The sequence below is a fragment of the Changchengzhania lutea genome, assembly GCF_006974145.1.
Lineage (GTDB): Bacteria > Bacteroidota > Bacteroidia > Flavobacteriales > Flavobacteriaceae > Changchengzhania > Changchengzhania lutea.
This window is the reverse complement of record NZ_CP039456.1, coordinates 3,240,326-3,265,279: the sequence shown is the minus strand read 5'-3', so window position 1 is coordinate 3,265,279 and position 24,954 is coordinate 3,240,326. Positions and strand designations below refer to the sequence as shown.

The 24,954-nt window shown below is 34.2% G+C and carries 25 protein-coding genes; 10 read left to right on the top strand and 15 right to left on the bottom strand.

Translation table 11 applies throughout. From position 1 onward, the window contains the following. The first annotated feature begins 255 nt into the window (after positions 1–255). Positions 256–687 (top strand): hypothetical protein, encoded by a 432-nt coding sequence (locus tag FAF07_RS14680; protein WP_142785817.1) that lies wholly within the window; start codon positions 256–258, stop codon positions 685–687. Here FAF07_RS14680 and FAF07_RS14675 read toward each other — a convergent pair. The 5 genes from FAF07_RS14675 to FAF07_RS14655 form a co-directional block, all read right to left on the bottom strand. Further along, positions 679–1,509 carry a CvfB family protein gene (locus tag FAF07_RS14675; protein ID WP_142785816.1) on the bottom strand — a complete coding sequence of 277 codons (831 nt, stop codon included), beginning with the start codon at positions 1,507–1,509 and terminating at the stop codon, positions 679–681. The genes FAF07_RS14680 and FAF07_RS14675 overlap by 9 nt on opposite strands. Positions 1,510–1,592: 83 nt before the next feature. Then, positions 1,593–1,931, bottom strand: coding sequence for a DUF2853 family protein (locus FAF07_RS14670; protein ID WP_142785815.1), 339 nt, complete (start codon positions 1,929–1,931; stop codon positions 1,593–1,595). Between the two features lie 101 nt (positions 1,932–2,032). After that, positions 2,033–3,790 carry a 2-succinyl-5-enolpyruvyl-6-hydroxy-3-cyclohexene-1-carboxylate synthase gene (gene menD, locus FAF07_RS14665; protein WP_142785814.1) on the bottom strand — a complete coding sequence of 586 codons (1,758 nt, stop codon included), beginning with the start codon at positions 3,788–3,790 and terminating at the stop codon, positions 2,033–2,035. 51 nt (positions 3,791–3,841) lie between these two features. Continuing rightward, on the bottom strand, positions 3,842–4,963 hold the full coding sequence (locus FAF07_RS14660) for a chorismate-binding protein (RefSeq protein ID WP_142785813.1): 1,122 nt from the start codon (positions 4,961–4,963) through the stop codon (positions 3,842–3,844). A 5-nt stretch (positions 4,964–4,968) separates the two neighbouring features. Beyond that, on the bottom strand, positions 4,969–5,394 hold the full coding sequence (locus FAF07_RS14655; protein ID WP_142785812.1) for a PaaI family thioesterase: 426 nt from the start codon (positions 5,392–5,394) through the stop codon (positions 4,969–4,971). Positions 5,395–5,446: 52 nt separating this feature from the next. Here FAF07_RS14655 and FAF07_RS14650 point away from each other — a divergent pair, with 52 nt between their 5' ends. Continuing rightward, positions 5,447–6,085 carry an alpha/beta hydrolase gene (locus FAF07_RS14650; RefSeq protein ID WP_142785811.1) on the top strand — a complete coding sequence of 213 codons (639 nt, stop codon included), beginning with the start codon at positions 5,447–5,449 and terminating at the stop codon, positions 6,083–6,085. Positions 6,086–6,087: 2 nt separating this feature from the next. Beyond that, positions 6,088–6,663 (top strand): GNAT family N-acetyltransferase, encoded by a 576-nt coding sequence (locus FAF07_RS14645; RefSeq protein WP_142785810.1) that lies wholly within the window; start codon positions 6,088–6,090, stop codon positions 6,661–6,663. Positions 6,664–6,670: 7 nt separating this feature from the next. Here FAF07_RS14645 and FAF07_RS14640 read toward each other — a convergent pair whose 3' ends face one another. The 3 genes from FAF07_RS14640 to FAF07_RS14630 form a co-directional block, all read right to left on the bottom strand. Then, positions 6,671–7,876 carry a hypothetical protein gene (locus FAF07_RS14640; protein ID WP_246067718.1) on the bottom strand — a complete coding sequence of 402 codons (1,206 nt, stop codon included), beginning with the start codon at positions 7,874–7,876 and terminating at the stop codon, positions 6,671–6,673. A gap of 234 nt (positions 7,877–8,110) precedes the next feature. After that, positions 8,111–8,716, bottom strand: a complete 606-nt coding sequence (locus FAF07_RS14635; protein ID WP_142785808.1) for an MSMEG_1061 family FMN-dependent PPOX-type flavoprotein — start codon at positions 8,714–8,716, stop codon at positions 8,111–8,113. 75 nt (positions 8,717–8,791) lie between these two features. Then, complete coding sequence (locus FAF07_RS14630; RefSeq protein ID WP_142785807.1) at positions 8,792–9,739, bottom strand: NAD(P)H-dependent flavin oxidoreductase; 948 nt, start codon at positions 9,737–9,739, stop codon at positions 8,792–8,794. 306 nt (positions 9,740–10,045) lie between these two features. Here FAF07_RS14630 and FAF07_RS14625 point away from each other — a divergent pair, with 306 nt between their 5' ends. Together FAF07_RS14625 and FAF07_RS14620 are read left to right on the top strand one after the other, a co-directional pair. After that, positions 10,046–10,813, top strand: coding sequence for a hypothetical protein (locus FAF07_RS14625; protein ID WP_142785806.1), 768 nt, complete (start codon positions 10,046–10,048; stop codon positions 10,811–10,813). A gap of 104 nt (positions 10,814–10,917) precedes the next feature. Then, positions 10,918–11,346: an acyl-CoA synthetase family protein gene (locus FAF07_RS14620; RefSeq protein WP_142785805.1), complete on the top strand. Its 429-nt coding sequence runs from the start codon at positions 10,918–10,920 to the stop codon at positions 11,344–11,346. A gap of 219 nt (positions 11,347–11,565) precedes the next feature. Here FAF07_RS14620 and FAF07_RS14615 read toward each other — a convergent pair whose 3' ends face one another. Together FAF07_RS14615 and dnaK are read right to left on the bottom strand one after the other, a co-directional pair. After that, the gene (locus FAF07_RS14615) at positions 11,566–12,795 is read right to left on the bottom strand and encodes a class I SAM-dependent rRNA methyltransferase (protein ID WP_142785804.1); all 1,230 of its coding nucleotides are present in this window, start codon (positions 12,793–12,795) and stop codon (positions 11,566–11,568) included. A 111-nt stretch (positions 12,796–12,906) separates the two neighbouring features. Next, the gene (dnaK, locus tag FAF07_RS14610; RefSeq protein WP_142785803.1) at positions 12,907–14,811 is read right to left on the bottom strand and encodes a molecular chaperone DnaK; all 1,905 of its coding nucleotides are present in this window, start codon (positions 14,809–14,811) and stop codon (positions 12,907–12,909) included. Between the two features lie 498 nt (positions 14,812–15,309). Between dnaK and FAF07_RS14605 the strand changes: the two genes are divergently transcribed. The 4 genes from FAF07_RS14605 (at position 15,310) to FAF07_RS14590 (ending at position 20,058) form a co-directional block, all read left to right on the top strand. Then, positions 15,310–16,734: an L-serine ammonia-lyase gene (locus FAF07_RS14605; RefSeq protein ID WP_142785802.1), complete on the top strand. Its 1,425-nt coding sequence runs from the start codon at positions 15,310–15,312 to the stop codon at positions 16,732–16,734. 342 nt (positions 16,735–17,076) lie between these two features. Further along, complete coding sequence (panB, locus tag FAF07_RS14600) at positions 17,077–17,895, top strand: 3-methyl-2-oxobutanoate hydroxymethyltransferase (protein ID WP_142785801.1); 819 nt, start codon at positions 17,077–17,079, stop codon at positions 17,893–17,895. A 58-nt stretch (positions 17,896–17,953) separates the two neighbouring features. After that, entirely contained in the window at positions 17,954–18,649 is a 696-nt protein-coding gene (locus tag FAF07_RS14595; RefSeq protein WP_142785800.1) for an RluA family pseudouridine synthase, read from the top strand. A gap of 29 nt (positions 18,650–18,678) precedes the next feature. After that, positions 18,679–20,058, top strand: coding sequence for an aldehyde dehydrogenase (locus tag FAF07_RS14590; RefSeq protein ID WP_142785799.1), 1,380 nt, complete (start codon positions 18,679–18,681; stop codon positions 20,056–20,058). Positions 20,059–20,061: 3 nt separating this feature from the next. On the opposite strand, the gene FAF07_RS14585 is transcribed toward FAF07_RS14590, so the two are convergent. From FAF07_RS14585 to FAF07_RS14570, 4 genes are read right to left on the bottom strand one after another with little or no spacing between them, the layout of a single operon-like run. Next, complete coding sequence (locus tag FAF07_RS14585; protein ID WP_246067717.1) at positions 20,062–20,877, bottom strand: sensor histidine kinase; 816 nt, start codon at positions 20,875–20,877, stop codon at positions 20,062–20,064. Then, complete coding sequence (locus FAF07_RS14580; RefSeq protein WP_142785798.1) at positions 20,870–21,577, bottom strand: hypothetical protein; 708 nt, start codon at positions 21,575–21,577, stop codon at positions 20,870–20,872. The genes FAF07_RS14585 and FAF07_RS14580 overlap by 8 nt, the downstream gene beginning before the upstream one ends. Further along, positions 21,571–22,260, bottom strand: a complete 690-nt coding sequence (locus tag FAF07_RS14575) for a hypothetical protein (RefSeq protein WP_246067716.1) — start codon at positions 22,258–22,260, stop codon at positions 21,571–21,573. Before FAF07_RS14575 ends, FAF07_RS14580 begins: the two co-directional genes overlap by 7 nt. 52 nt (positions 22,261–22,312) lie before the next feature. Then, positions 22,313–22,828: a hypothetical protein gene (locus tag FAF07_RS14570; RefSeq protein ID WP_142785796.1), complete on the bottom strand. Its 516-nt coding sequence runs from the start codon at positions 22,826–22,828 to the stop codon at positions 22,313–22,315. 395 nt (positions 22,829–23,223) lie between these two features. Here FAF07_RS14570 and FAF07_RS14565 point away from each other — a divergent pair, with 395 nt between their 5' ends. After that, complete coding sequence (locus FAF07_RS14565; RefSeq protein WP_142785795.1) at positions 23,224–23,439, top strand: hypothetical protein; 216 nt, start codon at positions 23,224–23,226, stop codon at positions 23,437–23,439. A gap of 793 nt (positions 23,440–24,232) precedes the next feature. Here the strand turns inward: FAF07_RS14565 and FAF07_RS14560 are convergent. Continuing rightward, a complete protein-coding gene (locus FAF07_RS14560; protein WP_246067715.1) occupies positions 24,233–24,922 on the bottom strand; it encodes a hypothetical protein in 690 nt (229 codons plus the stop codon). Between the last annotated feature and the right edge of the window lie 32 nt (positions 24,923–24,954).

Sequence of the window (24,954 nt, the reverse complement as noted above, 5' to 3'; positions counted from 1 at the left end):
CCGCCATCTATGTGACTCCTAAATATTAGTCTTCCATTAAATCATTTATTAAGATTAGCACGCATTAAACTTTTTCAAATTTGTAATATTCTTAAAATTTTCACGAATTATATAAAAATTCTTCAATTTTATATTCACCTGTAAAAATAGTATGCATGCATATTATATTTGCAGTCGTTTTTTATAATATTCAAAATTAAAAGCGAGCCCCCCAAACCTAAACCATTTAATTATGGTTGTGCATAAATGCCTTATATGAGAATTATTGAATCCAATTTATCCGATCACATCTTAAAATCGGTAGACAAAGAACTAGGTAGCATCTACTTTTTTAATCACATTGCGGTGATTGAATTTAAGGAAGGTGTCCACATTGATATTTCTAGTTCTGAAGATTTTTTTCTTGAGCTTATTAATTACTTTGGTCTCTCTAGACCGTTTGGTGTTATTACGAATCGCATCAATGCCTATTCGGTAAAACTTATGGATATTGATTTATTTAAATCCCGCACAAAGAATTTATGCGCTTACGCCGTTATTGGTCATAATAGCGCTGGAAAGATGAGTGCTGAGATAGAAAATAGTTTTTGTGTAGCGGAACAAAAAATAAACTTTGATAATTTATACGAAGCGATGGATGCCGTGTACAATACGGTAAAAGATCAAATAATTGTCACACTAGACTAAATAGATTCCGTCAGGTTTTAACTCAATCATACGTTGCTTATACAGCGTTCCTATGGCCTTCTTAAAATTCTTCTTACTCATTTGTAATTGTACTTTAATAGCTTCCGGCTCACTTTTATCTGTAAGATTTAAGAAGCCACTGTTATCATGCAATTCATGCATAATACGTTCGGCATTGGGTTCAATATTTCTATAACCTATTTGGCCTAATGAGATATCCAGTTTATTCCCAGGTCTCACCTTTTTTACTACGCCTTTTAGTTTATCACCAACACTGATATCAGAAAAAATATCATCTTTATAAATAAGACCTGCATGGATTTTATTTACAATAACATTCATCCCAATATCTGATGGGTGGGATACTATCAGCTCAACTTCATCAAACTGATCGACCGTGAGTTCGCTATTATCTAGAAATCTATTTGTTTTACTAGAGGCCACTAACCTATTTGTTTTGTCATCTAAATAACAATACACCAAATACCAGCCACCGGGTTTCATTTTAAATGCCTGTTCCTTAAACGGACAAAACAATTCTTTTACCAAACCCCAGTCAAGAAAAGCGCCATAATCTGTAACTTGATTACACCGGAGCAATGCAAAATCGTTGAGCATAATATACGGCATATCTGTAGACGCTACAGGTCGCTCTTCGTTATCTAAATAGACAAAAACCTCTAATTTATCATAAATCTTAAAACTATCCGGCACGTATCTATTTGGTAATAGCACTTCATTGTCCTCATCATCAATTAAATAGACCCCATGATCTGATTCCCTAAGTATTTCTAACGTATTTTTTTGCCCTAAATGTATCATGCGGCAAAGGTAATCATATTCATTTTTTAAAACTGAAAAAGCACCACAATTGTAGTGCTTTTTATATTATGTATTCTGGTCTTTTAATAAACAGATTCTTTTTTAAAATGTTTAGTTAGCATATAATAAACGACAACACGATATTTATTTCTGTTTGATTTTCCGTAGGTTTCCATCACTTTATCAATCGCCTTATCCAAATCGCTACTGTCTTTGAGTCCCAATTTATTTATCAAAAAATTATTCTTTACCCTGACCAATTCAGATTCAGTTGAACTTGAAACCGTAGCAGAATCGGCATTGTAAATAGAAGGGCCGCAACCAATAGCCACTTTAGTCAACAAATCCATATCTGGATTTACCCCAAATTTATCTTTTAAATCTGAAGCATATTTTGCAATTAACTCATCACGTTTACTCATAATATTCTTTCTTTATTGTTGAACTCATTATTAAAACGAGCATTTAAAGATACCTTTTTTATACTAATATTAAAAGTACCGTGATAAGGCTTTTTTAGTAATTACTTCAAATACTCAAAATACTTGAGCAACACATCGTCATTGTAGGATCTTGGAGTAAAAATTTCTAACAATTTTGGTTGCTCACTATTCATATAGAAAGCATCTAAAGATGAATGTAAATCCGCTTCATTAGAGATCTTTTCATAGTGGAAATTATACATATTGCACAAATGCTCAGCAGTTAAATGGTGCTTCGTTTCAAAATACGTATCAAAATTTTCTGTGTTTTTATCACCCGGAAGAATTCTAAAGATGCCACCACCCTGATTATTGATTAAAATAATTCTAAAATCCTTAGGCATATAATTATTCCACAGCGCATTGCTGTCGTAAAAAAAGCTTAAATCGCCTGTAATAAATACTGTTTGATTTTTAGATGAAACTGAACAACCAACGGCAGTAGATGTGCTCCCATCAATACCACTAGTTCCTCTATTACAATAGATATTAAGCGTTTTATTTAAATTGAATAACTGTGTATAACGTATGGTTGAGCTATTACTTAGTTGCAAATTGATGTGATTCGGAAGGGATTTTAAGATGATGTCATATGCTATAAAATCACTAAATTGAATACTTTCAAGATATTGCTCGTGCTTTATTTGTCTTGATGCCTTTATCCCTTCCCAATAGGGTTTGTATTGACTTTTGACGTTTTGGGTTTTTGGCAAAAAACGTGAAAAGAAAAAATTAGGCGTTGTTTGAATAAATTCATCCAAACTAAAAAACGTATCGTTAGCCTTCTTTAAGTCTATGTGCCAATGGTGCTTAGGTTTGTGTGTTCTTAAAAACGCTTTAATTTTTTTTGAAACTATTAATCCACCCATAGTAACTAACAGCTCTGGCTGTAGTTTTTTAAAACCATCCTCATCTAACGGCGCAATTAATTGATCTATACTTGGAAAAAATTCAGCGTTATGTAAATTTGATGTTGTTTCGGTAAAAAGGATAAGGCTATCATCCAATGCTAATGCATCTAACCATTTTTGTTCAATGGCATTTGGATAATTTACACCCACCAAAACCATTTTTTTTGAAGTGCTATTCCATATATCCAGGCATTTTTTAATCGTATCATCTTCTAAAAACATCGGCTTACTAACAGGCGCGATGGATTTAACATGTACCACTAACTCTGTGGTCGTTTTATAGAGCGGTTCATCAAAAGGACTGTTGATATGCACGGGGCCTTTTTCTAAAATAGATTGATTAATAGCCTTATTAATTTCAGATTCGTTAAACTCTTGAATAGATTCTTTTATGCCCAATAAGGTTTCAAATTTATTTTCTAAATTTTTGAAAATAGGTAATTCTTCCTCAGACTCGACTGATCCGTTTTCATATAAATCTAATTTTAAATTCGCTGAATATAAAATATGGTTCTTAAAGACATCTTTTTGATTAATCGTTTGCCCGTCACCTATGTTTATTAAGTGCTTCGGTCTATCCGTAGATAATACAACCAATGGAATATCACTATAATAAGCCTCGGCAATGGCTGGATAATAATTTAACAGGGCACTTCCAGACGTACATACTAAAGCAGTGGGCGTTTGTAATTGCTGAGCGATTCCCAAAGCGAAAAAAGCGGCACATCGTTCATCTACAATACTATAACAGGTGAAAAAATCGTCATTTGTAAATCCAATAGTTAAAGGTGCATTTCTGCTACCTGGTGAAATAATAATATGCTTAATAGATTTAGCTTTGCAAAGTTGTATAACCGTTTGTGCAAGCTGAATTTCTGGGTAAATCATGTAGAAAATTTCTATACACAAAAATAAGGAATAGCAGACTAAATTAAGGCATTAAAGCACCTTTTTCATGACTAAGGATTTTGATACCGTTTCCTCCCATTCACTCTCCGTAATAGAATCTTTTGTAATACCACCACCAACATAAATAGTAGCTTGATGATCTATAATTTGCATGCAGCGCAGATTCACATAAAGTGCCGAACATTTTCGCTTTATAGCATAAGCTCTATTTTCGATATTCCTATTTGCAGATCGTGGCATGGTTTCTTTTTCTAGGTGAAGTTCGCCTAAGAACCCTGTATAGTATTCACGATCATAACCCTCATGCTTTAATATAAATGCTTTGGCTGTCGCCTTGGGTAATCCACAAACAGCTGGTGTGGGATGCAAGGCTTCAAGCAATTTTTTAAAATCCAAGGTTTGAGGATTCACATGACCAGAGATTTTCGTCTTCAAATGCAATAAATTACCCGTTTTAACAGTCTCCGTCTCTGATACTTTTATATCCTTAACAACAGGTTTTATAGTATCCAAAATAAAATCGGTGACATACTGTTGTTCTTGGAGTTCCTTTTGTTTCCAGGTAACTTTCAGAGTATTGTCATAATTTTGCGTTCCAGCTAAAGACATGATTGAAAAATTATTCCCTTCCAATTTTAATAAGGTCTCAGGTGTTGCACCTAACCACAGCCCTACTTTAGGATGATACCAACAATACACAAATGCCGATTTATAATGGCTCAAAAGTTTTCTAAAAATAGAAATAGGATTATCGTCAGATAAGGCCATGGTTTCTTTTCTTGAGAGCACAACCTTTTTTAAGTCCGTATTTTCAATGGCATTGATACCTCTTTTAATAAGTTCTATATGCTGTAATTCATCTTCTATAGATGAACTACTTTTCGTATTCGTATGACTTACTAAAAGTTCACTCTGTTTTTCTTCTATTGAAAGTTTTTCAGAATGGGCAAAGGGCATTAAAACAGCATCCCTTTCATTATCAAAGGGAGCAAACACAAAACCACTTTCAGTAAAGGTGGATGTTTGATATAAATCGTTGGTATGTTGAAATATCGCCTGCGTTGTTTCCTCATTTGGCTTTCGATAAACTACGAATGGTAATTGGGATTTTAATTGACTCGAAATACGATCATAAAAATTTTCTAAAGTCATAAACCTTATCCTTTTTTTGGAAGCGAAATAGTGGTTAATCGAGACACAGAAATCAGGTTATCATTATCATCTGTCACTCTAATATCCAATAATTGCGTTGTTCTGCCTTTATGAATGAATGTAGCTCGCGCATAAACGTAGCCATCTTTAACACTTTTTAAATGATTAGAAGTAATTTCAATTCCTCTTATAAATAGCTTTTCAGAATTTAAAAAAATTACCGAAGCAAAACTCCCAACACTTTCTGCTAGTGCTGCCGTTGCGCCTCCATGAAGCACCCCGTCTGGCTGGTAGACTCTTGAGTTTACTGGCATTCTAGCGACTAAAAAGTCTTCGCCATAGTCAATAATTTCAATTTGTAAGGTTTCCATTAGTGTGTTTTTACTCACTTTATTGGCTTCCGCTAAAACGTCTTTTTTAGATAATTGCATAGAAATAACTTATTTTTAAACTCGCTTGTAAAAATACAAAACCAATCCTTAAATGAATTCTACTGAAAAAGAAATATCCTATCAAATCACCAACTCCTATTCAACGTTAAATACCTTAACCCATACTACAAAATATGTTTGGGTGGTATGCCATGGCTTGGGCTATTTAAGTCGGTATTTTTTAAAATATTTTACAGATTTGGATGCAGATGAAAACTATATTATTGCACCACAAGCTGCCAGTAAATATTACATGGGCCGCAATTTTAAACATGTGGGTGCGTGTTGGCTTACTAAAGAAAATACCTTAGCCGATACTAAAAACATCATAAATTATATAGACGAAATTCTTAAAACGGAACAATTACCAAATCACGTTAAAACCATTATGCTAGGGTATTCCCAGGGCGTGAGTATTGCCGCGCGCTATGTTGCGAGACGAAAAAGGTCATGTTGGAAATTAGTATTTCTTTCTGGCGGACTTCCTAAAGAATTAACTGCAGAGAACTTTCATTTTTTTGAAGGGGAAGCTATATTCGCTTATGGAAATAATGATGACTATCTAAATAAAGAGCGAATTGAAATTGAAAAGAAACACGCTTTAGAATTATTTGGAGACCGCTTAGAAATGCTGTCTTTCGAAGGCAAGCACGAAGTAAAAAAACATATCATCAACAGCATAGTTAAATAACCATGAATGTGCCAATATTAGAAAATGAACGCGTTAAGCTTACTCTGCTTGATTTATCGAATTATAAGCTGCTTTCTGAAATAGCGCAACAGCCCAATTTGGTTCAATATTCGCCTAGTAAGATAGACACCACAGAGGATTTGAAAAACTACGTACAAACTGCTATTGACGGCTATTACCACAATAACACCATGCCTTTTATAATATTTGATAAAGCACAACAGGCTTATGCGGGTAGTACCCGATTTGGATTAATTGATGTTGTTAATAAAGTTTTGCATATTGGCTGGACCTGGATAGGGAAACAATTTCAAGGTACAGGGCTTAATAAAAATATAAAGTTTTTAATGCTCCAATATGCTTTTGAAGATCTGCAATACGATAAGGTAGAATTTAGAATTGATGAACGTAACGTCCGGTCGCGCAAAGCTGTGGAAAACATTGGTGCGACGCTTGAAGGGATTTTAAGGAAAGACAAACTGATGCTAGATGGATTTAAAAGAAGTACCTGCTGTTATGGCATTTTAAAGGAAGAGTGGCTGCAGATAAAGAAGACTATATTTTTAAATTTTTATTGATTCATCCTTAGTCGCATTCAAAACACTTAGATAAACCATCATTTAATTCCAAACCTTTAGAGCCTTTCAATGCCTCTTCAAGAACACCTTTTTTATCAATTATTTTTTTAAATGTTTGTGCATATTCAACCAAATCATCTCTTCGGGATTTAATTTTATCAGTAATTGTTTTTCCATCTAAATCGATTATATTTTCTGGCCAAACATATAGCGTTTCATCTATAACTTCATCAAATAAAACGTGCTGAAGCGACTTGGCTTCTTCCACAAATACAGACTCTGGAGTATGGATTAAAAAATAACGATCAAAGGGATACACAAGACCTTCCATAAAATCAATATCCTTAGTAAAAGACCGTAACTCTGGCACCACATTTTCATTAGAGATGATTGATGGAATAATGCCATCTGTATGAAAAAAGGCGTTATCCCTATCTGCAGCTATTGGAAAAGCCACATAATTTGAATCCTTTTTTTGTACCGCCCATCCCCACTGCTTTGTATGTCTGTCCCAATCACCAATCACCAAATCAAATAATCGAGCACGAACTAAGGCTCGCTCATTTATATGAACTTTTTGTGGGTGTTTTTTCTTAAGCTCTTGTAAATCTTCGGTGTCTAGAAGTTTATATATATTCTTAAGAGTTGTCCAATTGATATCGCCCTCAGGTTCATACTCCAGTAAGAACAATCTATTGCCGTACTTATCATTATATTGTCCTAATTTTTTTTGCTTCGGAAGAAAAACAGCCTGAGGGTGCGTGTGCAAAATTTGAGCAACTTCTTGCAATTCGGCAGCTAAAATAGCACCATACGGATGTTGGGCCGAAACCCCATCTACCACAATATTTTCTAAACCTAAAGTTTTAGCGAAATCAGGTATTAAGGGTTTAGGGTCTTTATTAATACTTCTTAAAGTATAAATTATACCATTTGGGGCTTCAATTTTTAAAGAATGGGTCTGCTTCCCACCACCTTCCTTAAGTATTTTAACACCTCCAAAAAGCGTATCTAAAAAAAGAATGGGGACTTTAACTGGTGCCGACCAAGCTGCTCTATATTGTTCACCTTGCATCATGATTTTAATATCATCTGCCAGATATAATGTGCTTGCGGAAATTAAAACGGAATCATGCTTTTTGAAATCAATAGCATTGATGTTTTCAAAATTGACAAGTTTGCTGGTTTCAAATGTTTTGGAAGTACTAGACATTGACCAGTAAAGTAATCCGAAAAAAAGAATCAAGAGGATCCCAATTATTATAAAAATCTTTTTCATTAAATGTCTATATTCTGTTTAAGTCTAAGTCTATCAGCTTATTAGTAATATTTATTATATTCCGAAGAAAACAAATTAAAATAGTCTAAAATTGGTTGTGTAAGTTTAGATATAAATATAGACATTTAAAGGTCAAAAAAGGGACTCAAAGAAATAAAAATAACGCTATTACAAATCTTTTTTATAGCGCTTAATCATAGCTTCACGAGTTTCGGCGGGTTCTTTTGATTCCAATTGATCTTTAAATATTTGCCCCATCGTTGGAAATTCTGAGCGATCTATTTTAGAAGCTCCATCCCATAAACTGGATCTCATAAATGCCTTGGCACAGTGTAAAAACACCTCTTCTACAGATATAATTATCACACTTTTTGGTGGCTTGCTATCGTTTTTAAAATGCTTTAAATAGTCGTCGTTTATTGATATCTGTGCCTTTCCATTCAACCTTAATGTTTCATCAACCCCTGGAATGAAAAACAATAAACCAACCGAATTGTTATCAAGAATATTACAGAGACTATCTAAACGATTATTGCCTTTTGCATCAGGGATAATAATTTGTGTAGCATTCAATACCTTAACAAAACCTACGGCACCACCTCTGGGTGAGGTATCCATTTTATTGGATTTGTTGCATGTTGACATCACTAAAAAGGGCGCATGATTAATGAAATTAATACTGTGCTTGTCTAGTTTGGTTTGTGATTTATCTTTTGCTCTTCCAGATGGAAAACCATATAAATCTCGAAGTTGATTGGCGTTAGTTATATTCATCTCTTTATAGGTCTATTCGAATAATGCTATACATACAAAAGTTGATGAAAAACCTTAAAGACTGATTTCATAAAGCTAATTCACCAGATTGGAAACAATGTCCTTAACCGGTAAAATAGCATGCGTATGTTCTATGCTTGGTCCAGCCACCCACACCGTTTTATACGTTGCTTTTGTGGCAGCATTTTTAGTGGCATTCATACCAATTGAAAAACGAATCATTTTTACCCATTTTTTCAGCGTCTTGTTTTTATTTAAAACGGATTCTAACCAGGTCTGCTTTGTTCCTATTTTTTGAACATAGGGTGTGTTGATAACGGTACAAGGGGTTCCAGAAATACGCTCAGTCATAACAATATCATCTTCACCATAGTTTACACAGGCCTGCTTATAGTCATCCGTAACGCCCGCTTCAATCGATGCTATAAAGGGGCTTCCAACCGAAACACCTTCCGCACCATAAGCCAACATATTATTTATATCTGCTTTACACCCTACACCACCTGCCGAAATTATTGGAATGTTGCAATGTGACACCAATTCTCTAATCAATGCCTCTGGACTTTTATCGCCACGATGCCCTCCTGCTTGATTATTTACTGCAATAACGGCATCGGCTCCTAAATTTTCAACTTTTTTTGCAAATTTTAAATCTACTACATCACAAAAAACTTTTATGCCTACTTGATGTGCTTGCCTTATGGTTTCTTCTGGGCTTCCTAAAGAGGTGATTATAAAATCGCAGCCTTCTTCGCAAATCACTTCCAACTGACCCTTATATTTTACATTAGATTTATTCACAATTAAATTAAAACCGAAAGACCCGCCAGCTGGCTTAGCCGCTTTTAAGGCTTTTAAAGCGGCTCTTAATTCATCCAATGTGCGATAGTTAAGTGCAGGAATACAACCTGCTATACCACTTTTCATAGCTTCTGTCACCATAGCCACGTTAGACACTAAAAACATAGGCGCTTGGATAATGGGATACGTTATATTAAGAAGCTGGGTGAGTTTGGTTTCCATTGATAAATTGATTTCATCAAATATAACAAATATTATGCATGCATAACAAAAACATCCTTATTAGCTGATAAATCTGTAATACATTCAGATATTTGTTATCAATAACTATCTCTAAAGCTAGTTTGCTAATATCTAAACTAGTGGCTTCTTTAAAAATATTGTTTGAATAAGATGCTGTAAATTACTATTGGGCGGAATTATTAACATTTAATCTATTTTTATAGTGTGTAATATAAAATGAGCGTTTATTTGGAATCAATATAAATAACTATTGCAAACCAATTAATTCTTATAAATAATTATTAAATGTCATTAAACCTAAGATATTATTTTTTTTGGTTAATAGATGCTCTAAAAGGGAGTAATATTAAAAAACACCTAAATGAAATAGAATTAATCCAAAACAATTTCACAACTGATCGTTCTAAGGCTTTGCGAAAATCATATTTAGAAAAATTATTGAAACATGCCACCTTAACAACCGCTTTTTATAATGATTACAAGAGTTCAGCTATTAAGGGTTTTCCGATTATTGATAAAAATGTCATACGGGAAAATAAAGTCAAGTTTCAATCTAAATCTTACATAAAAAAACAAAAAAAATATGTTTCATCAAGCGGTTCAACTGGTGCTACAATCAGTCTATATCATAATAAAAATAAAATTGATAGAAATAAAGCAGATAACATCTATTTCTATAAATTAACTGGTTATCAAGTTGGTCAAAAATTATTCTATATGAGACTTTGGTTGATTTCAATTTCTACGATTTCAAAGTGGCTTAAAAATATCGAACCTGTCGACATTCTTCTTTTTAATGATCGAAAATATATTTCAAAAATAATTGGTAAACTCAGATCAAAAAAAGCTAAAAGTATTCTGGGTTATGCCTCTGCACTAGAAAAAATGTGTGTTTTTCTTGATCAAAATAATTACAGCCCTTTTACAAATACAAATATTAAATCTGCAATTGCAACTTCAGAAGGATTAAATAATTATACCAAGGAAAAAATGAAATATTATTTTAATACAACTGTTTTTTTAGATATTCCAATAGTGAAAATGGCATTCTAGCACAACAAGCACCATCTTCAGATAATGATTTTATTATTAACTGGGCTAGTTACTATATTGAAATTTTAAAAATTGATGAAGATACTTCTTCTGAAAATGGGGAATTGGGTCGGATTGTAGTTACAGATTTATTTGGATATGGTATACCCATAATAAGATATGACACTGGTGATATTGGATCCATTGACTACTCAGTATCACCTCCTGTTTTTAAAAGAATTGAAGGAAGAAAGTCTGATATGATTTTCAATACCAAAGGAGAGGTTGTTTCATCTATGATAATAGTAAGACCGCACTTGAGTAAAGGAGTTGTTCAAAGTCAGTTAATTCAAGAAGGGCAAAAAAAATATACCATTAAATTAAAAGTCACAAATAAATTTAATGATGAATCCATCCTTATAAATGAGTTTAAACACTTTTTAGGAAATGATGCTGTAATACATATTGAATATATTGATGACATACCATCACTAGCATCACTAGCATCAGGGAAAACTAGAGCTACAATTAATAATTATATATTGAATAGCTAAAAAAAATAAAAAAATTCTTGAAACCAACTATCCTCGAGGCAGAGCCATAGAGGTATTTCGCCGGTTTCATTTTGGCCTCTAGGCCAAAAACCGAAATTTTATATTTTACCTCACTTAGAACTGCTGAAAATGGCAGTTCTGACCTCTCCCAAGGAGAGGCAAACAGGAAACCCCGACCCAAGGGTCGGAGAATCTTTAGATTGAGGTAGTTGGTTCATCTTATTCCAAAAATTGATAGTAGCCGCATTTTAGGTAGGCACCTTCGGGGAACGACACAGGATGATCTATATCATGTCCTGTTTTTAAAGCAATTTGGTAATCTCTATTTGAAGAAGACAAAGCTTGACTATTAATATCAAAAAAAACCTGAGATACAATCCTAGAAGAACAAGATGCTAAAACGAGTAAGCCCTTTTTAGCTGTTAATTTTTCACCCAATTTTGCTAGTTGCGCATACTTCTTTTTAGCCAATTCAATTTCAGAACTTTGTTTGGCAAAACTAGGTGGATCAATAACTACAACATCATAATTGATTTTGTTTTTTATGAGTGTTTTGAGTGTCTCAAAGGCATCACCAGCAATGGTTTTATGTGTACCAATATAAGTATTTAATTTACCGTTTTGTAAAGCTATTTCCAAGGCTTGTTTGCTGATATCCAAACTTGTAACTTCCTTCGCGCCGTTGTATAAGGCGTGAACCGAAAAGCCACCAGCATAAGAGAACACATCTAAAACTGTTTTTCCTTTACTCCACACGCCTACTTGCTTTCTATTGGCGCGATGGTCTAGAAAATAACCTGTTTTATGCCCCTTTATTACATTGGCAGAGAAGTTAACGCCATGTTCAATAAAATGGACAACTTCATTTTCAAACGTGCCGTAAACAACGTCTCCGTTTTTAAGTTGGTGCGATTTTGATTGTTCTAAAGTTCTACTTAACCTAATAACAACAGTTTCAGCTTTTGATGTTTGTTGTAAACATGGTATGATAACTTCTAAATAAGGTAACCATATTTCAGAATAAATCTTAACCACTAAAACCGATGCATAAACATCAGCTATTAAACCTGGAAACCCATCATTTTCTCCGAATAATAAACGATAGCTAGTAGTATTGGTTTTTAATAAAGGGCGTCTTTTTGAAAAAGCCTCTTCAATCTTTTTTTGAAAAAAATCTGCATTAATCTCCACTTGCTCAATACTACTGTGCAGCATTTTAATCCGAATAGGTGAATTTGCATCATATAAACCCAAACCAATAACTCGGTTCTTGTTTTTACCAAAAATGATGGCTAAATCACCCGATTTTGCATCCTCATTAATTTTGAAAACATTATTTGAAAACACCCAAGGATGGCCTTGAACTACAAACTGCTCCCCTTTTGAGTTTAGCTTAACCGCTAAACGTTTTGGCGTGTAGTTTGATTTTATTTTTGGAGAAAAATGCATATTCAATGTTTCATGTAAAAGTAGCTTATTCAAACACAAAAAACGCAATCAAATTAATGATTGCGTTTTAATTATAATGTGATTCTAAAACAAGTTCAGAATGACTGAATATTACTTCACTTCTTCGAAATCTACATCTTCCACATCGCTACCTTCTTCTTGTCCATTTTGACTAGCATCCGGTCCTGGGGCGTCTCCTCCTTGTTGTGCGTCTGCTTGAGCTTTGTACATTTCTTCGCTGGCCACTTTCCAAGCTTCGTTAATTTTGTCTAAAGCTGGTGTAATCACCTCTAAATCTTTAGACTCATAAGCTTTCTTCAATTCTTCTAGAGCGTCAACGATAGGTTGTTTCTTATCATCAGATAATTTATCACCAAACTCTTCTAATTGCTTTTCCGTTTGGAAAATCATAGAATCCGCTTCATTCAATTTTTGAGCAGTTTCTGCTGCTGCTTTATCCGACTCAGCATTTGCTTCTGCATCTGCTTTCATTTTTTGGATTTCTTCTTCTGTTAATCCAGAAGATGCTTCAATACGAATATCCTGTGTCTTATTTGTCGCTTTATCTGTAGCCGATACTTTTATAATACCATTGGCATCAATATCAAACGTCACTTCAATTTGCGGTGTCCCACGTCTTGCGGGTGGAATACCATCTAAGTGAAAACGTCCAATAGTCTTATTGTCGGCAGCCATTGCTCTTTCACCTTGTAACACATGGATTTCTACAGAAGGCTGATTATCTGCCGCTGTTGAGAATACTTGTGATTTCTTGGTAGGAATGGTTGTATTGGCTTCTATAAGTTTTGTAAATACATTACCCATAGTCTCAATCCCTAATGATAACGGTGTAACATCTAAAAGTAAGACATCTTTAACATCACCTGTTAAAACACCACCTTGAATCGCAGCGCCTAAAGAAACTACCTCATCTGGATTAACGCCTTTACTTGGTGCTTTTCCGAAAAATTTCTCTACAGCTTCTTGAACTGCTGGGATACGTGTAGATCCACCCACCAAAATAATTTCGTCGATATCACTTTTAGATAAACCTGCTGCTTTTAAAGCAGTTTGGCAAGGCTCGATAGTACGTTTTACTAAATCGTCAATTAATTGCTCAAATTTAGAACGTGTTAATGTGCGTACTAAGTGTTTTGGGCCACTAGCTGTTGCTGTAATATAAGGTAAGTTAATCTCAGTTTGTGCAGCAGAGGATAATTCAATCTTAGCTTTTTCAGCAGCTTCTTTTAAACGTTGTAAAGACATAGGGTCTTTACGCAAATCCATACTTTCTTCTTTTTCAAACTCATCTGCTAACCAATTAATGATTTTCTCATCAACATCATCACCACCTAAATGTGTATCACCATCGGTAGATAATACTTCAAATACACCATCTCCTAATTCTAGGATAGATACATCATGCGTTCCTCCACCAAAATCAAAAACCACTATTTTTTGGTCTTTTCCTTTTTTATCCATACCGTAAGCCAATGCTGCTGCAGTAGGCTCGTTGATAATTCTACGAACTTTTAAGCCTGCAATTTCACCTGCTTCCTTAGTGGCATGACGTTGCGAGTCATTAAAGTAAGCTGGCACAGTAATTACGGCTTCTGTCACATCGTGACCTAAATAATCTTCAGCAGTTTTCTTCATTTTTTGAAGAATCATTGCAGATAATTCTTGAGGTGTATATAAGCGACCATCAATATCTACACGCGGCGTATCATTGTCCCCTTTTAGTACCTTATAAGGTACGCGTTCTGCTTCTTTTCTGGATTCAGAATATTTGTTACCCATAAAACGCTTAATAGAAGAAACCGTTTTTGTTGGGTTTGTTACAGCTTGTCTTTTTGCTGGATCACCAACTTTAATTTCGCCTCCTTCAACAAAAGCGATAACAGAAGGCGTTGTTCTTTTCCCCTCTGCATTAGGTATTACAACTGGCTCATTACCTTCCATCACAGAAACGCAAGAGTTTGTTGTTCCTAAATCAATTCCAATTATTTTACTCATAATATATTATACTTTATAGTGTTGAAAATTCTTTTTTTAATTCTCTTTACTAAAGTCAATGATTATGCCAACTCAAAAATGCTGACACAGTGTCATATTTCAGTCGCAGTCATCAGTAGGCAGCCTTAGTCAAATGCGATAAAACTTTGGCTTCCTGTCATTTGTCTTACGTTATTTTTTTATTGGGCGCATCCCTTCTTCGGCGGGTCGGGCTTTTATTCATGCATCCTATTTTAAATTAATGAATTCATGAACATACATGTTTCGCTGTATCTTTTTTAAAGCTTCGCTTCGATATCTTCAACCAAAAAATATTTTGGTTTCGATAATCTCAAAAAAGGATGCCGCTGCAATCCCTTGCGCAGCTGTTTGCAGCGATAGTCCTAAATAGCATGTTTACAGTCTCAGTCACGACTAAGACCAAGAATCATTCTTAAAGACCAAAAAACATCAAATGGCCCTAAAACATATTATATTTGTTTCATTAAAAATTAGTACATGGAATGTATTTCGGTTTTCGATATGTTAAAAATTGGCGTCGGCCCCTCAAGTTCGCACACACTGGGACCATGGCGTGCCGCCGAACGTTGGATCCAAGAGCTAAAAGATTCCAGCAAATTTGATAAGGTTGAAAAAGTATCCATCGACCTATACGGCTCTTTATCGCTCACAGGTAAAGGGCATGCCACAGACTACGCCATTATGTTGGGTTTAACTGGTGCCAATCCAGAAACGATTCCTGTCAACCAAATTGATGTCACAATTGCTTCAATAAAAAACACCAATACATTACTATTAAATAATGAGAAATCAATAGCGTTCAACCCCAAAACAGATATTATATTCAACAGGGAATTTTTACCATTTCATGCCAACGGGATGCGTTTCTCAGCCACAATAAATGGGAGAAAAACAAACTCCAACTTCTATTCCATAGGTGGTGGTTTTGTGGTTAAAGAAGAACGGAAAATTTCTAAAGCGAACAAGATTATCTTCTATTGCACCTTCCCCTATCCCATCGAAAACGGGAATGATCTTTTAAAGTTCTGCAATCAGTTAAACAAACCCATTTCCGAAGTCGTTTTAGAAAACGAAAAATCCATTAGACCCATAGAATCTATAGATTTTGAACTCCAACGTATTTGGAAGACGATGTTAGAATGCATGTTCATTGGTTGCCATACAGAAGGTAATTTACCTGGTGGTTTAAATGTAAGGCGTCGCGCCTATGACACCCATAAAACCCTCACCGGAAGTTTGCCATATGACACGCCTGAAGAATGGATAACATCCATACGATCTACAGAAGTCAAGTTTAGACAAATTTTAAAATGGGTAAGTTGTTTTGCACTTGCTGTAAATGAAGTCAATGCCTCTTTGGGACGCGTCGTTACAGCTCCAACAAATGGCAGCGCAGGTGTCATTCCTGCAGTGCTTATGTACTATTTAGTAATCGAAAATCACGAAGCCGATTTTGAGCATATTAAAAAATTCTTACTGGTATCTGGCGAAATTGGGAGCATCTTTAAAAAAGGAGCCACCATTAGTGCAGCTATGGGAGGTTGTCAAGCCGAAATTGGTGTCTCATCAGCCATGGCAGCTGGTGCTCTTTGTGAACTATTAGGGGGCACACCAGAACAGGTAGTCGTTGCAGCGGAAATCGCTATGGAACATCACCTGGGATTAACTTGCGACCCTATCGGCGGCTTAGTACAAATTCCTTGTATTGAACGCAATGCCATGGGCGCCATCAAGGCCATAAATGCTGCTGAATTGGCTTTAGATACCGACCCTAAAAATGTAAAAGTTCCCTTAGATAAAGTGGTGGCTACCATGTGGGAAACAGCTAAGGACATGCATTCAAAATATAAAGAAACAAGTGAAGGCGGGTTGGCTGTGGGTGTTTATTTAACGGATTGCTAGATTCTGTTTCTTGTCGCAGTTTTTAGTCTCAGAATTCAGTCGCAGTTTTCAGGCTTGCTCAAACGTTTAAAATCCATAGTTTTTTCTTCCGTCTTTTGTCTTCAATAATATTCTCTTTTTCTCTTCTCTATTTTCTATCTTCTATTTGATCTTTGCCCAACAAAAAGAATTTCAGTCGCTGGCCCAATCCAGATAGCTATCAAAATCAGGCTTATTCAAACTCTTTTTAGAAATTTTAATCAAAATAACTGATAACCAACAATCAAAGCTCGCCTTAAATAAAAAGTCTAAAAGTATCTTCTTATTTTACTACTTTTACGACAACTAAAAACGAACTAAAGCATGTCTGTAGCTAAACGAGAATACAAACGTATCACCGTTAAAACATTGGTTGATATGAAAGCCAATGGTGAAAAAATATCCATGCTTACCGCATATGATTATACGATGGCAAAAATTGTTGATGGAGCTGGTATCGATGTCATTCTAGTTGGTGATTCGGCTAGTAATGTGATGGCAGGCCATGAAACTACATTACCAATTACTTTAGATCAGATGATTTATCATGCATCCTCGGTTATTAGAGCCATAGATCGTGCACTTGTGGTGGTTGATTTGCCTTTTGGAAGCTACCAAAGTGACCCAAAAGAAGCGCTCCGTTCCGCCATCAGAATTATGAAGGAAAGCGGTGCGCATTCGGTTAAAATGGAAGGTGGCAGAGAAATTAAAGAATCTATAAAGCGTATTTTAAATGCTGGAATTCCGGTTATGGGCCATTTGGGATTGACCCCGCAATCCATTTATAAATTCGGCACGTACACGGTGCGCGCTAAAGAAGAGCAAGAAGCATCTGATTTAATTGAAGATGCAAAGATGCTAGAACGCATTGGCTGTTTCGGCATTGTCTTAGAAAAGATCCCTGCTAAACTTGCTAAGCAAGTAGCAGAGAGCGTGAGTATTCCAGTAATCGGTATTGGGGCCGGAAACGGGGTTGATGGTCAGGTTTTGGTCTTGCATGATATGCTGGGTATGACCCATGAATTTCATCCCCGATTTTTACGTCGATACATGAATTTATATGAAGACATGACCCAAGCTATTTCACAATATGTTAAGGATGTAAAATCTGTAGATTTTCCTAGTGATAAAGAGCAATACTAGTTTGCAGTATTCAGTATCAGTTAACAGTAAATAATATCCGTGCCAATTTGTGAAATTCGTGTCTAAAATTCATTCTAATAGAAATAACCTTCAAATTCTTTATGAAGACAATCACATCATCATTGTCAACAAACGTGCAGGTGATATTGTTCAAGGTGATAAAACGGGAGACAAAGCTTTAAGTGAGGTAGTTAAGGAATATATTGCCGAAAAGTATAATAAACCAGGAAATGTTTATTTAGGCGTTGTTCATAGATTGGATCGCCCAACAACGGGCATTGTTATTTTTGCTAAAACAAGTAAAGCCTTACCTAGGCTTAATAAATTATTTGCCGAGAAGGAAGCCAAAAAAACATACTGGGCAGTCGTAAAAAACAAACCAAAAAAATCAGCAGACACGCTCATTCATTGGCTAAAAAAGAATCCTAAGAATAATAAATCGTCGACATATATTAAAGAAGTTGCAGATAGTAAAAAAGCCATCCTTCATTATAAAATGCTCAAAAAGTTAGATAATTATGTGTTGCTAGAAATCAACTTGGAAACAGGTAGGCATCATCAAATACGAACGCAATTATCAAGTATTGGAAGCCCAATAAAAGGCGATTTAAAATACGGGTTTAATAGAAGTAATCCAGATGCAAGCATTCATCTACATGCCAGACATATCTCGTTTATACATCCAGTTAAAAAAGAAGAACTCCACATCACCGCGCCACTTCCCAAAGATGCTATTTGGGATGCCTGCTCCTAATTATTTTATTACCTTTAAATAAAATTTACGTGAACACGATACCCAAAATTCATGCGGCTCATAAGCACTTTTTTAGATCGCAAATAACCAAAGATGTCAGTTATAGAATTAATTTTCTGAAAAAGTTGAAAGCTGAAATTGAATCTAAAGAACAAGCAATTTATGATGCTCTGTATGAAGATTTCAAAAAGCCAGAATTTGAATCACACCTTAGTGAATTTGCATTGGTGATTTCTGAACTTGACTTAGCTATTAAAAACACCAAGAAATGGTCCAAACCAGAGCGCGTAAGATCGTCTATATTAACCTTTCCATCTAGTGATTATATTTATAAAGACCCTTACGGCATTGTTTTAATTATTGCCCCGTGGAATTATCCGTTTGTATTAGCTATGGCACCACTAATTATGGCTATAGCCGCAGGTAATACGGTCGTTTTAAAACCCAGTGAACTTACCCAAAACACAAGCCTATTACTCACTGAAATTATTGAGAACGTATTCCCTAAAGATCTAGCAATTTCTGTAGAAGGAGGTGTGGACGTATCTACCGAATTATTAGCCCAACATTGGGATTATATATTTTTTACTGGTAGCGTGAAAGTCGGTAAAATTGTAGCCGCAGCAGCTGCAAAACACCTGACTCCTGTTACCTTAGAATTGGGAGGGAAATCACCTTGTATTATTGATGATTCCATAGACTTAAAACTGGTTGCCAAACGTCTAGTTTGGGGTAAGTTTTTAAACGCAGGACAAACCTGCATTGCTCCAGATTATGTGTTAATCAAATCCAATATCAAAGAAAAATTTATTGGTCTATTAAAATCTGAAATCATAAGTTTTTATGGTAATGACCCTAAGACCTCACCAGATTTTGCTAGAATTATTAATGCGAGCAATTTTGAGCGACTTAACAAGATGTTACAAGATGTGAACGTGGTATTTGGAGGTGCTATAGATTCCGAAAACTTATACATCGCTCCTACTCTAATTGATGAACCTACTTTAGAAAGTAAAGTAATGCAGGAAGAGATTTTTGGGCCTATTTTACCCATTTTAAGTTATGGTACTATTGAAGACCTAAAAGCTGTTATTTGGAATTACGACAAGCCTTTGGCACTCTATACGTTTTCAAAAGACACAGCATTTAAGGCTAAAATATTACGGACCTTTTGTTTTGGTGGAGGTGCTGTTAATGACACATTAATCCATTTCGGAAACCAGAAATTACCCTTTGGTGGTGTTGGCTCCAGCGGTATTGGGCAATATCATGGTAAGTTTGGTTTCGATACCTTCACACATAACAAAGCTCTAGTGAAACGCGGCACTTGGTTTGATCCCAATTTTCGATATGCGCCGTATAAAAATAAGTTAAAATTGCTGAAAACTGTTTTTAAATACTTTAGTTAATTATTACAAAAAAGGATATTTTAAAACCAATGAAGTGCCTTGGTTTTCTTCTGAAGTCAACTCGATTTCTGCATGAATTAATTTTGCTCTACTTTTTATATTAATAAGTCCAGAACCGGCTTTTACGCTTTCCTTGTTAAAGCCCTTGCCATCATCAGAGGCCGTGACCAATAAATGATTATTCGTATATTCTAACACAATTTTAAGATTTTTAGCTTCCGAGTATTTCACCGAATTGGATAAAAATTCCTGTAAAATCCTAAAGATTACGATTTCGTGTTTTCTATCTTTAAATTTGATCTTTTGACCTCTCGATACAAGTTCTGCGGTAGCAAACTTCATTTTGTTTAAACGGTCCAATTCATTTGTAATGGATTCTTCAAAACCAATATTAAGCACCACCTCGTTGTTCAATGCTCTAGATAAGGATCGTACTTCATTTAAGCTCTGTTTAAGTGCTTCAGATGTGTCCTTAAATTTGTCTTTGTCATCATCATTCATTTGCATTTTTAAAATACTCAACTGCATACTGGCAAAGGACAGCAATTGACCGACGTTATCATGCAGTTCCCAACCAATATTTTTTAAAGTTTGTTCTTGTATTTCTATTTGAACTTGTGCTATTTCGTTTTCAAAATTCTGCTGTTGTTTCACTTTCTCTAAAAGCAGTTTATTTTTTCTTTTTTGAAAAACAACAAAAAACAAAATTACCAAGGAGGTTACAATAACCAGTACGGCTATCATATAAATTAATAAATAACGTTCTGCAGACGTGGATACCGCTTTGCTTTGCAGTAAGGTAAATAAAAAGTTAATCATTTTTTAAAGCTGGTTTGGAAACAATGAGGCCAATAATAAAACAAGTATACATAAATATATTTGCGAATAAGAAAATGCGGCGCCTTAAATTTACAAAGTCCCAATCGCTTACGGTGTTGTACGCATCAAATAAAAACGCCGGTGTAACAATGATCCACCAAAAGAATATACTAATAGAAACATAAAAACTTACACTTCGAAATGCAATTAATATATCTTGGCTATTTAATAATTCAATAAAATATATGGTGATACATATGGTTATTGTAGCTGCTCCTAAAAGTTGATAGATTGGAGAGTGGGCAACCAGAAAGGTTTGAAAATCAAAAATAACATATCCTATAAACACCATTCCGAAAACTGCCGAAAGTAAAATAACATACTGTTTATAACGCTTGGTTTTTAAAATAGCATGGTAATAGTATGCTAAAAAGAGGACACTCCCGAACATCCAGAATACGTTAAACCAAATCATCGATCTCATTCCAAAACTACGAAGAAATTGAATGATTGCTGTGTGTTGGAAATAGACCAAACTAGCACCTAACAGCTCTACAAAAACCGTATATAACAAGAAGTATATAAAAATGAGTGTGGTCGTGTTTTTATATTTTTTGTAATATAAAAGGCCTATGATAGCTGAAACTATTTCAAAACTATAAACTATAAAATGAAAATGTGCTGTAAGGAATTCTAGCATATTTTTTCCTCGCTTTCAGGCTGACACCATATCAGAGCGAACGTAAAAGTTAAATACATAAATATATTTGAATATAGAAAGATTTGCTTTCTTAATAACACAAAATCCATATCTAAAAAAGATGTTTCTATATTATAAGTAAAATATACATTATAAAATGATAGTGGCGTTATTATTAACCACCAAATAAAAATGGTTACGCTTATATAAAAATTTATAGAATTATAGAACTCTAAAATTTTATCACTTATCAAAATTTCAATAAAATAAAACACTGAACACATAATAATTATTATAGCACCTAAAACATCAAGAACTGTGAAAAACTGAACAAAAAACAAATCCCAGTTTAGTGCTATATAAACTAATGAAAACATTAAAAAAGTAAAGCCTGAATATTTTATGATGCTTTTAAATAAATGTTTTTTTAAAACTTTGAAAAAATAAAAAACATAAAATAGTATTGTACCTATATCCCAATATAATGTAGACCACCAATGATTTTTTTCAAATTTTGTACCTATTAAAAAACTCAAAGCCTTATTTGGTCTAACATAAAATGTGTAATAGTTTAAAGAATCAGAAATAGCAATAATAATCAGAAAATAAATAAAATACTTAGCAGCTGTCTCTTTGTACTTTTTGTAACAAAAAATACCAGTAACAGCTGCTAAAAATTCCAACGTATGTGTTAAGAGCGAATAATGTGCTAAGAGAAACTCAATCACGGATTATTTATTGGGGATATCCTCCGTCACCACCACCACCTTGATTTAAAGGATCAACAGGAATATCTTCCTCTTTAACAAGATTGAAATTTGGAGCACTACTAGCTTTAGAGGTGTTTTTATACCCTGTTGGCACAATAAACATGGTGTTCCTGTTTTTTTTACTTGGCTCAGCATTTTCACCATAATTTCCCAAATACACGCGAACGCCCGTCATGGTAAAGCCTATCGTGTCCGATTGATGTTTTGCATAATACAGATAGTCTTCCACATCTTTTAAGGTCCACATGGTCGTGCGCATTGGTTTTCTTGGTTCTTCAACGTCTATAGTAGAATCTATTTCGGTTTTATTATTTTTCTCCCAATTGACACTTAATTCCTCGGCTTCTATAATAGTAATGACGCCTGTGGGTTTATCCACTTTAGCATCCATGGTTGGCATGTCTACTAGCCCTGGACAAAAATAGTAGGTTAAAAGGGCTCCAATAATCAATCCCACAATAAAGTACGCTAATTTTTTCATATTTATAATTTGGGTAGTTAGTAATAGGCTGGTCTAAATTAGTAAAAAGATTTGAGCAACCTAAGGCTTTGTTTCTTAAAATAACATTTCGTCGATAATTTATGTAGGAAACCCAAGCATTTCGCCCATACCAACGGTAAATAACCAACTATTATATAGAGCATGCTCTATAGTTACCAATAAAGTAGATTGGGTTTTTCTGTACGTGATTGAAAAAAGCAATCCTTCAAAAAAAAGGTTAATATCAAAACCAAAACATTTTTAAAGAATACATGCTCCAAAGCAAAAACCAAGGCATTAATAAAAATGAATAGATTATCACTTTTAAATACAGTATAAGTATAAGACCGTTGAAAGGAGTTGTATAATTTTGTAATATTCCGTATCTTTTATTTATGGAATTAGTAAAGCACCCCACCTTAGCCGATAGCATTTGCGATATGCGTTCACGCAAAATAAAGCGCACGTTTTTCACACAAATCAATACCCTTTTAGATTGGCAACCCATCATAAAGGTTTTAAAACGGCACTATACCAAAGGGAAAAGTGCTACAGGAAAACCGAGTTATAGTGTGGGTCACAAGACATCAGTGATAGTATTGAAAATATAGAAATTATTAAATAATGTTTATTCATCAATTTATTATTTCAAATGTAGTTTTTCTTAAATAGTGCACAACGTGTTTCTTTAGTTTGTAATAAATATCTTTCAAACCCTCTCCTATTTCTTTTGTTATAACTGCCTTTTGATATTTCAATGGAAAAACTAAATGATACAGCAACAGGGTTTTGTTGTCTCTTTTTAAAATATGCTCACTCATAATCCGAAAGTACACTTTTTCAAAGTGTTATGAAAAACTCTCCATTTTTCAAACTTTTCAGCTAAACCCCGAGGCAGAGCCTCGAGGAATTCTTTCGATTAAAATTAGTAAATTTCCGTTTCAAATATATGATTTTTCTTCAAATTTATTTATCAAAAGCAATATGTCCTTTTAGTTTTACACTAAATTAATGTATTTCTATTATGGAAAAATATTAATAATGCTTTAATTGACATAGAGCGCCCTGCTTATTGGGTTCTCTACCTATCTTTTTCACAGCAACATCTAATGGACTTTCTATTCTTAATAAATCCTTTTTTGAGACATGTGTGGCCTTTTGCAACGGTCTCAGTATACCAAGTCATCGCTCTAATCACAAAACCACGAACGAACTGAATGATTGTGGTGTGCTTGAAATAGACAAGACTGACGCCTCCAAGTTCCACAAAAACAGTATACAGCAAAAATTATATAAAAATAAGGGTGGTCGTGTTTTTATACTTTTTATAATATACAAGACCAATGGCGGCAGATACGATCTCGAAACCATAGACTATAAAATTGAAATGTGCTGTTAGAAATTCTAACATATATTTTCATTGCTTTCAGGCTGACACCATATGAGAGCATAGGTAAAAGTTAAATACATAAATATATTTGAAAATAAATAGATTTGCCTTCTTAATAACACAAAATTCCAGTCTCTATTAGGGTTACCAATTTCGTATGTAAAATATATGTTATAAAAAACAAGAGGTGTTATAATAAGCCACCAAATAAAAATAGCGACACTAATGTAAAAATTCAATGATCTATAAAAGGTTAATATATCATCGCTTTGCAATATTTCCAAAAAATAAAAAACGGTACATAAAAACACTATAACAGCACCTAACACACTTATTATTGGAAAAAATTTATAAAAGAATTCGTCAAAATAAAATAAAATATAAATAGCTGAGATTGATAAAAAACCATAACTAGCATACTTAATAATATTTTTAAAAACTTTTGAGAGTAAAATTTTTCGATAGTAAAAAGCGAAAAACATAATGGCTCCGATTTTCCAATATAACGTAGTCCACCAATGGTTTTTTTCAAATCTTGTCCCAATTAAAAAACTTAAAGCCTTATTCGGATTAACATAAAATGCGTAATAATTGAAGGAATCTGAAAACGCAATAATAATAAGAAAATAAATAAAATATTTAGCTGCAGTATCTTTGTATTTTTTGTAACAAAAAATACCTGTAACAGCTGCTAAAAACTCCAACGTGTGTGTTAGGAGCGAATAATGTGCTAAGA

Coding starts and splice junctions, on each gene's coding strand:
- FAF07_RS14635 (WP_142785808.1), bottom strand. CDS start 8,716: ATGAATATAACTAACGCCAATCAACTTCGAGATTTATATGGTTTTCCA.
- FAF07_RS14640 (WP_246067718.1), bottom strand. CDS start 7,876: ATGTCTAGTACTTCCAAAACATTTGAAACCAGCAAACTTGTCAATTTT.
- FAF07_RS14630 (WP_142785807.1), bottom strand. CDS start 9,739: ATGGAAACCAAACTCACCCAGCTTCTTAATATAACGTATCCCATTATC.
- FAF07_RS14680 (WP_142785817.1), top strand. CDS start 256: ATGAGAATTATTGAATCCAATTTATCCGATCACATCTTAAAATCGGTA.
- FAF07_RS14660 (WP_142785813.1), bottom strand. CDS start 4,963: ATGACTTTAGAAAATTTTTATGATCGTATTTCGAGTCAATTAAAATCC.
- FAF07_RS14565 (WP_142785795.1), top strand. CDS start 23,224: ATGGAATTAGTAAAGCACCCCACCTTAGCCGATAGCATTTGCGATATG.
- FAF07_RS14615 (WP_142785804.1), bottom strand. CDS start 12,795: ATGCATTTTTCTCCAAAAATAAAATCAAACTACACGCCAAAACGTTTA.
- dnaK (WP_142785803.1), bottom strand. CDS start 14,811: ATGAGTAAAATAATTGGAATTGATTTAGGAACAACAAACTCTTGCGTT.
- FAF07_RS14580 (WP_142785798.1), bottom strand. CDS start 21,577: ATGCTAGAATTCCTTACAGCACATTTTCATTTTATAGTTTATAGTTTT.
- FAF07_RS14625 (WP_142785806.1), top strand. CDS start 10,046: ATGTCATTAAACCTAAGATATTATTTTTTTTGGTTAATAGATGCTCTA.
- menD (WP_142785814.1), bottom strand. CDS start 3,790: ATGATTTACCCAGAAATTCAGCTTGCACAAACGGTTATACAACTTTGC.
- FAF07_RS14655 (WP_142785812.1), bottom strand. CDS start 5,394: ATGCAATTATCTAAAAAAGACGTTTTAGCGGAAGCCAATAAAGTGAGT.
- FAF07_RS14585 (WP_246067717.1), bottom strand. CDS start 20,877: ATGATTAACTTTTTATTTACCTTACTGCAAAGCAAAGCGGTATCCACG.
- panB (WP_142785801.1), top strand. CDS start 17,077: ATGTCTGTAGCTAAACGAGAATACAAACGTATCACCGTTAAAACATTG.
- FAF07_RS14570 (WP_142785796.1), bottom strand. CDS start 22,828: ATGAAAAAATTAGCGTACTTTATTGTGGGATTGATTATTGGAGCCCTT.
- FAF07_RS14605 (WP_142785802.1), top strand. CDS start 15,310: ATGGAATGTATTTCGGTTTTCGATATGTTAAAAATTGGCGTCGGCCCC.
- FAF07_RS14645 (WP_142785810.1), top strand. CDS start 6,088: ATGAATGTGCCAATATTAGAAAATGAACGCGTTAAGCTTACTCTGCTT.
- FAF07_RS14650 (WP_142785811.1), top strand. CDS start 5,447: ATGAATTCTACTGAAAAAGAAATATCCTATCAAATCACCAACTCCTAT.
- FAF07_RS14675 (WP_142785816.1), bottom strand. CDS start 1,509: ATGATACATTTAGGGCAAAAAAATACGTTAGAAATACTTAGGGAATCA.
- FAF07_RS14670 (WP_142785815.1), bottom strand. CDS start 1,931: ATGAGTAAACGTGATGAGTTAATTGCAAAATATGCTTCAGATTTAAAA.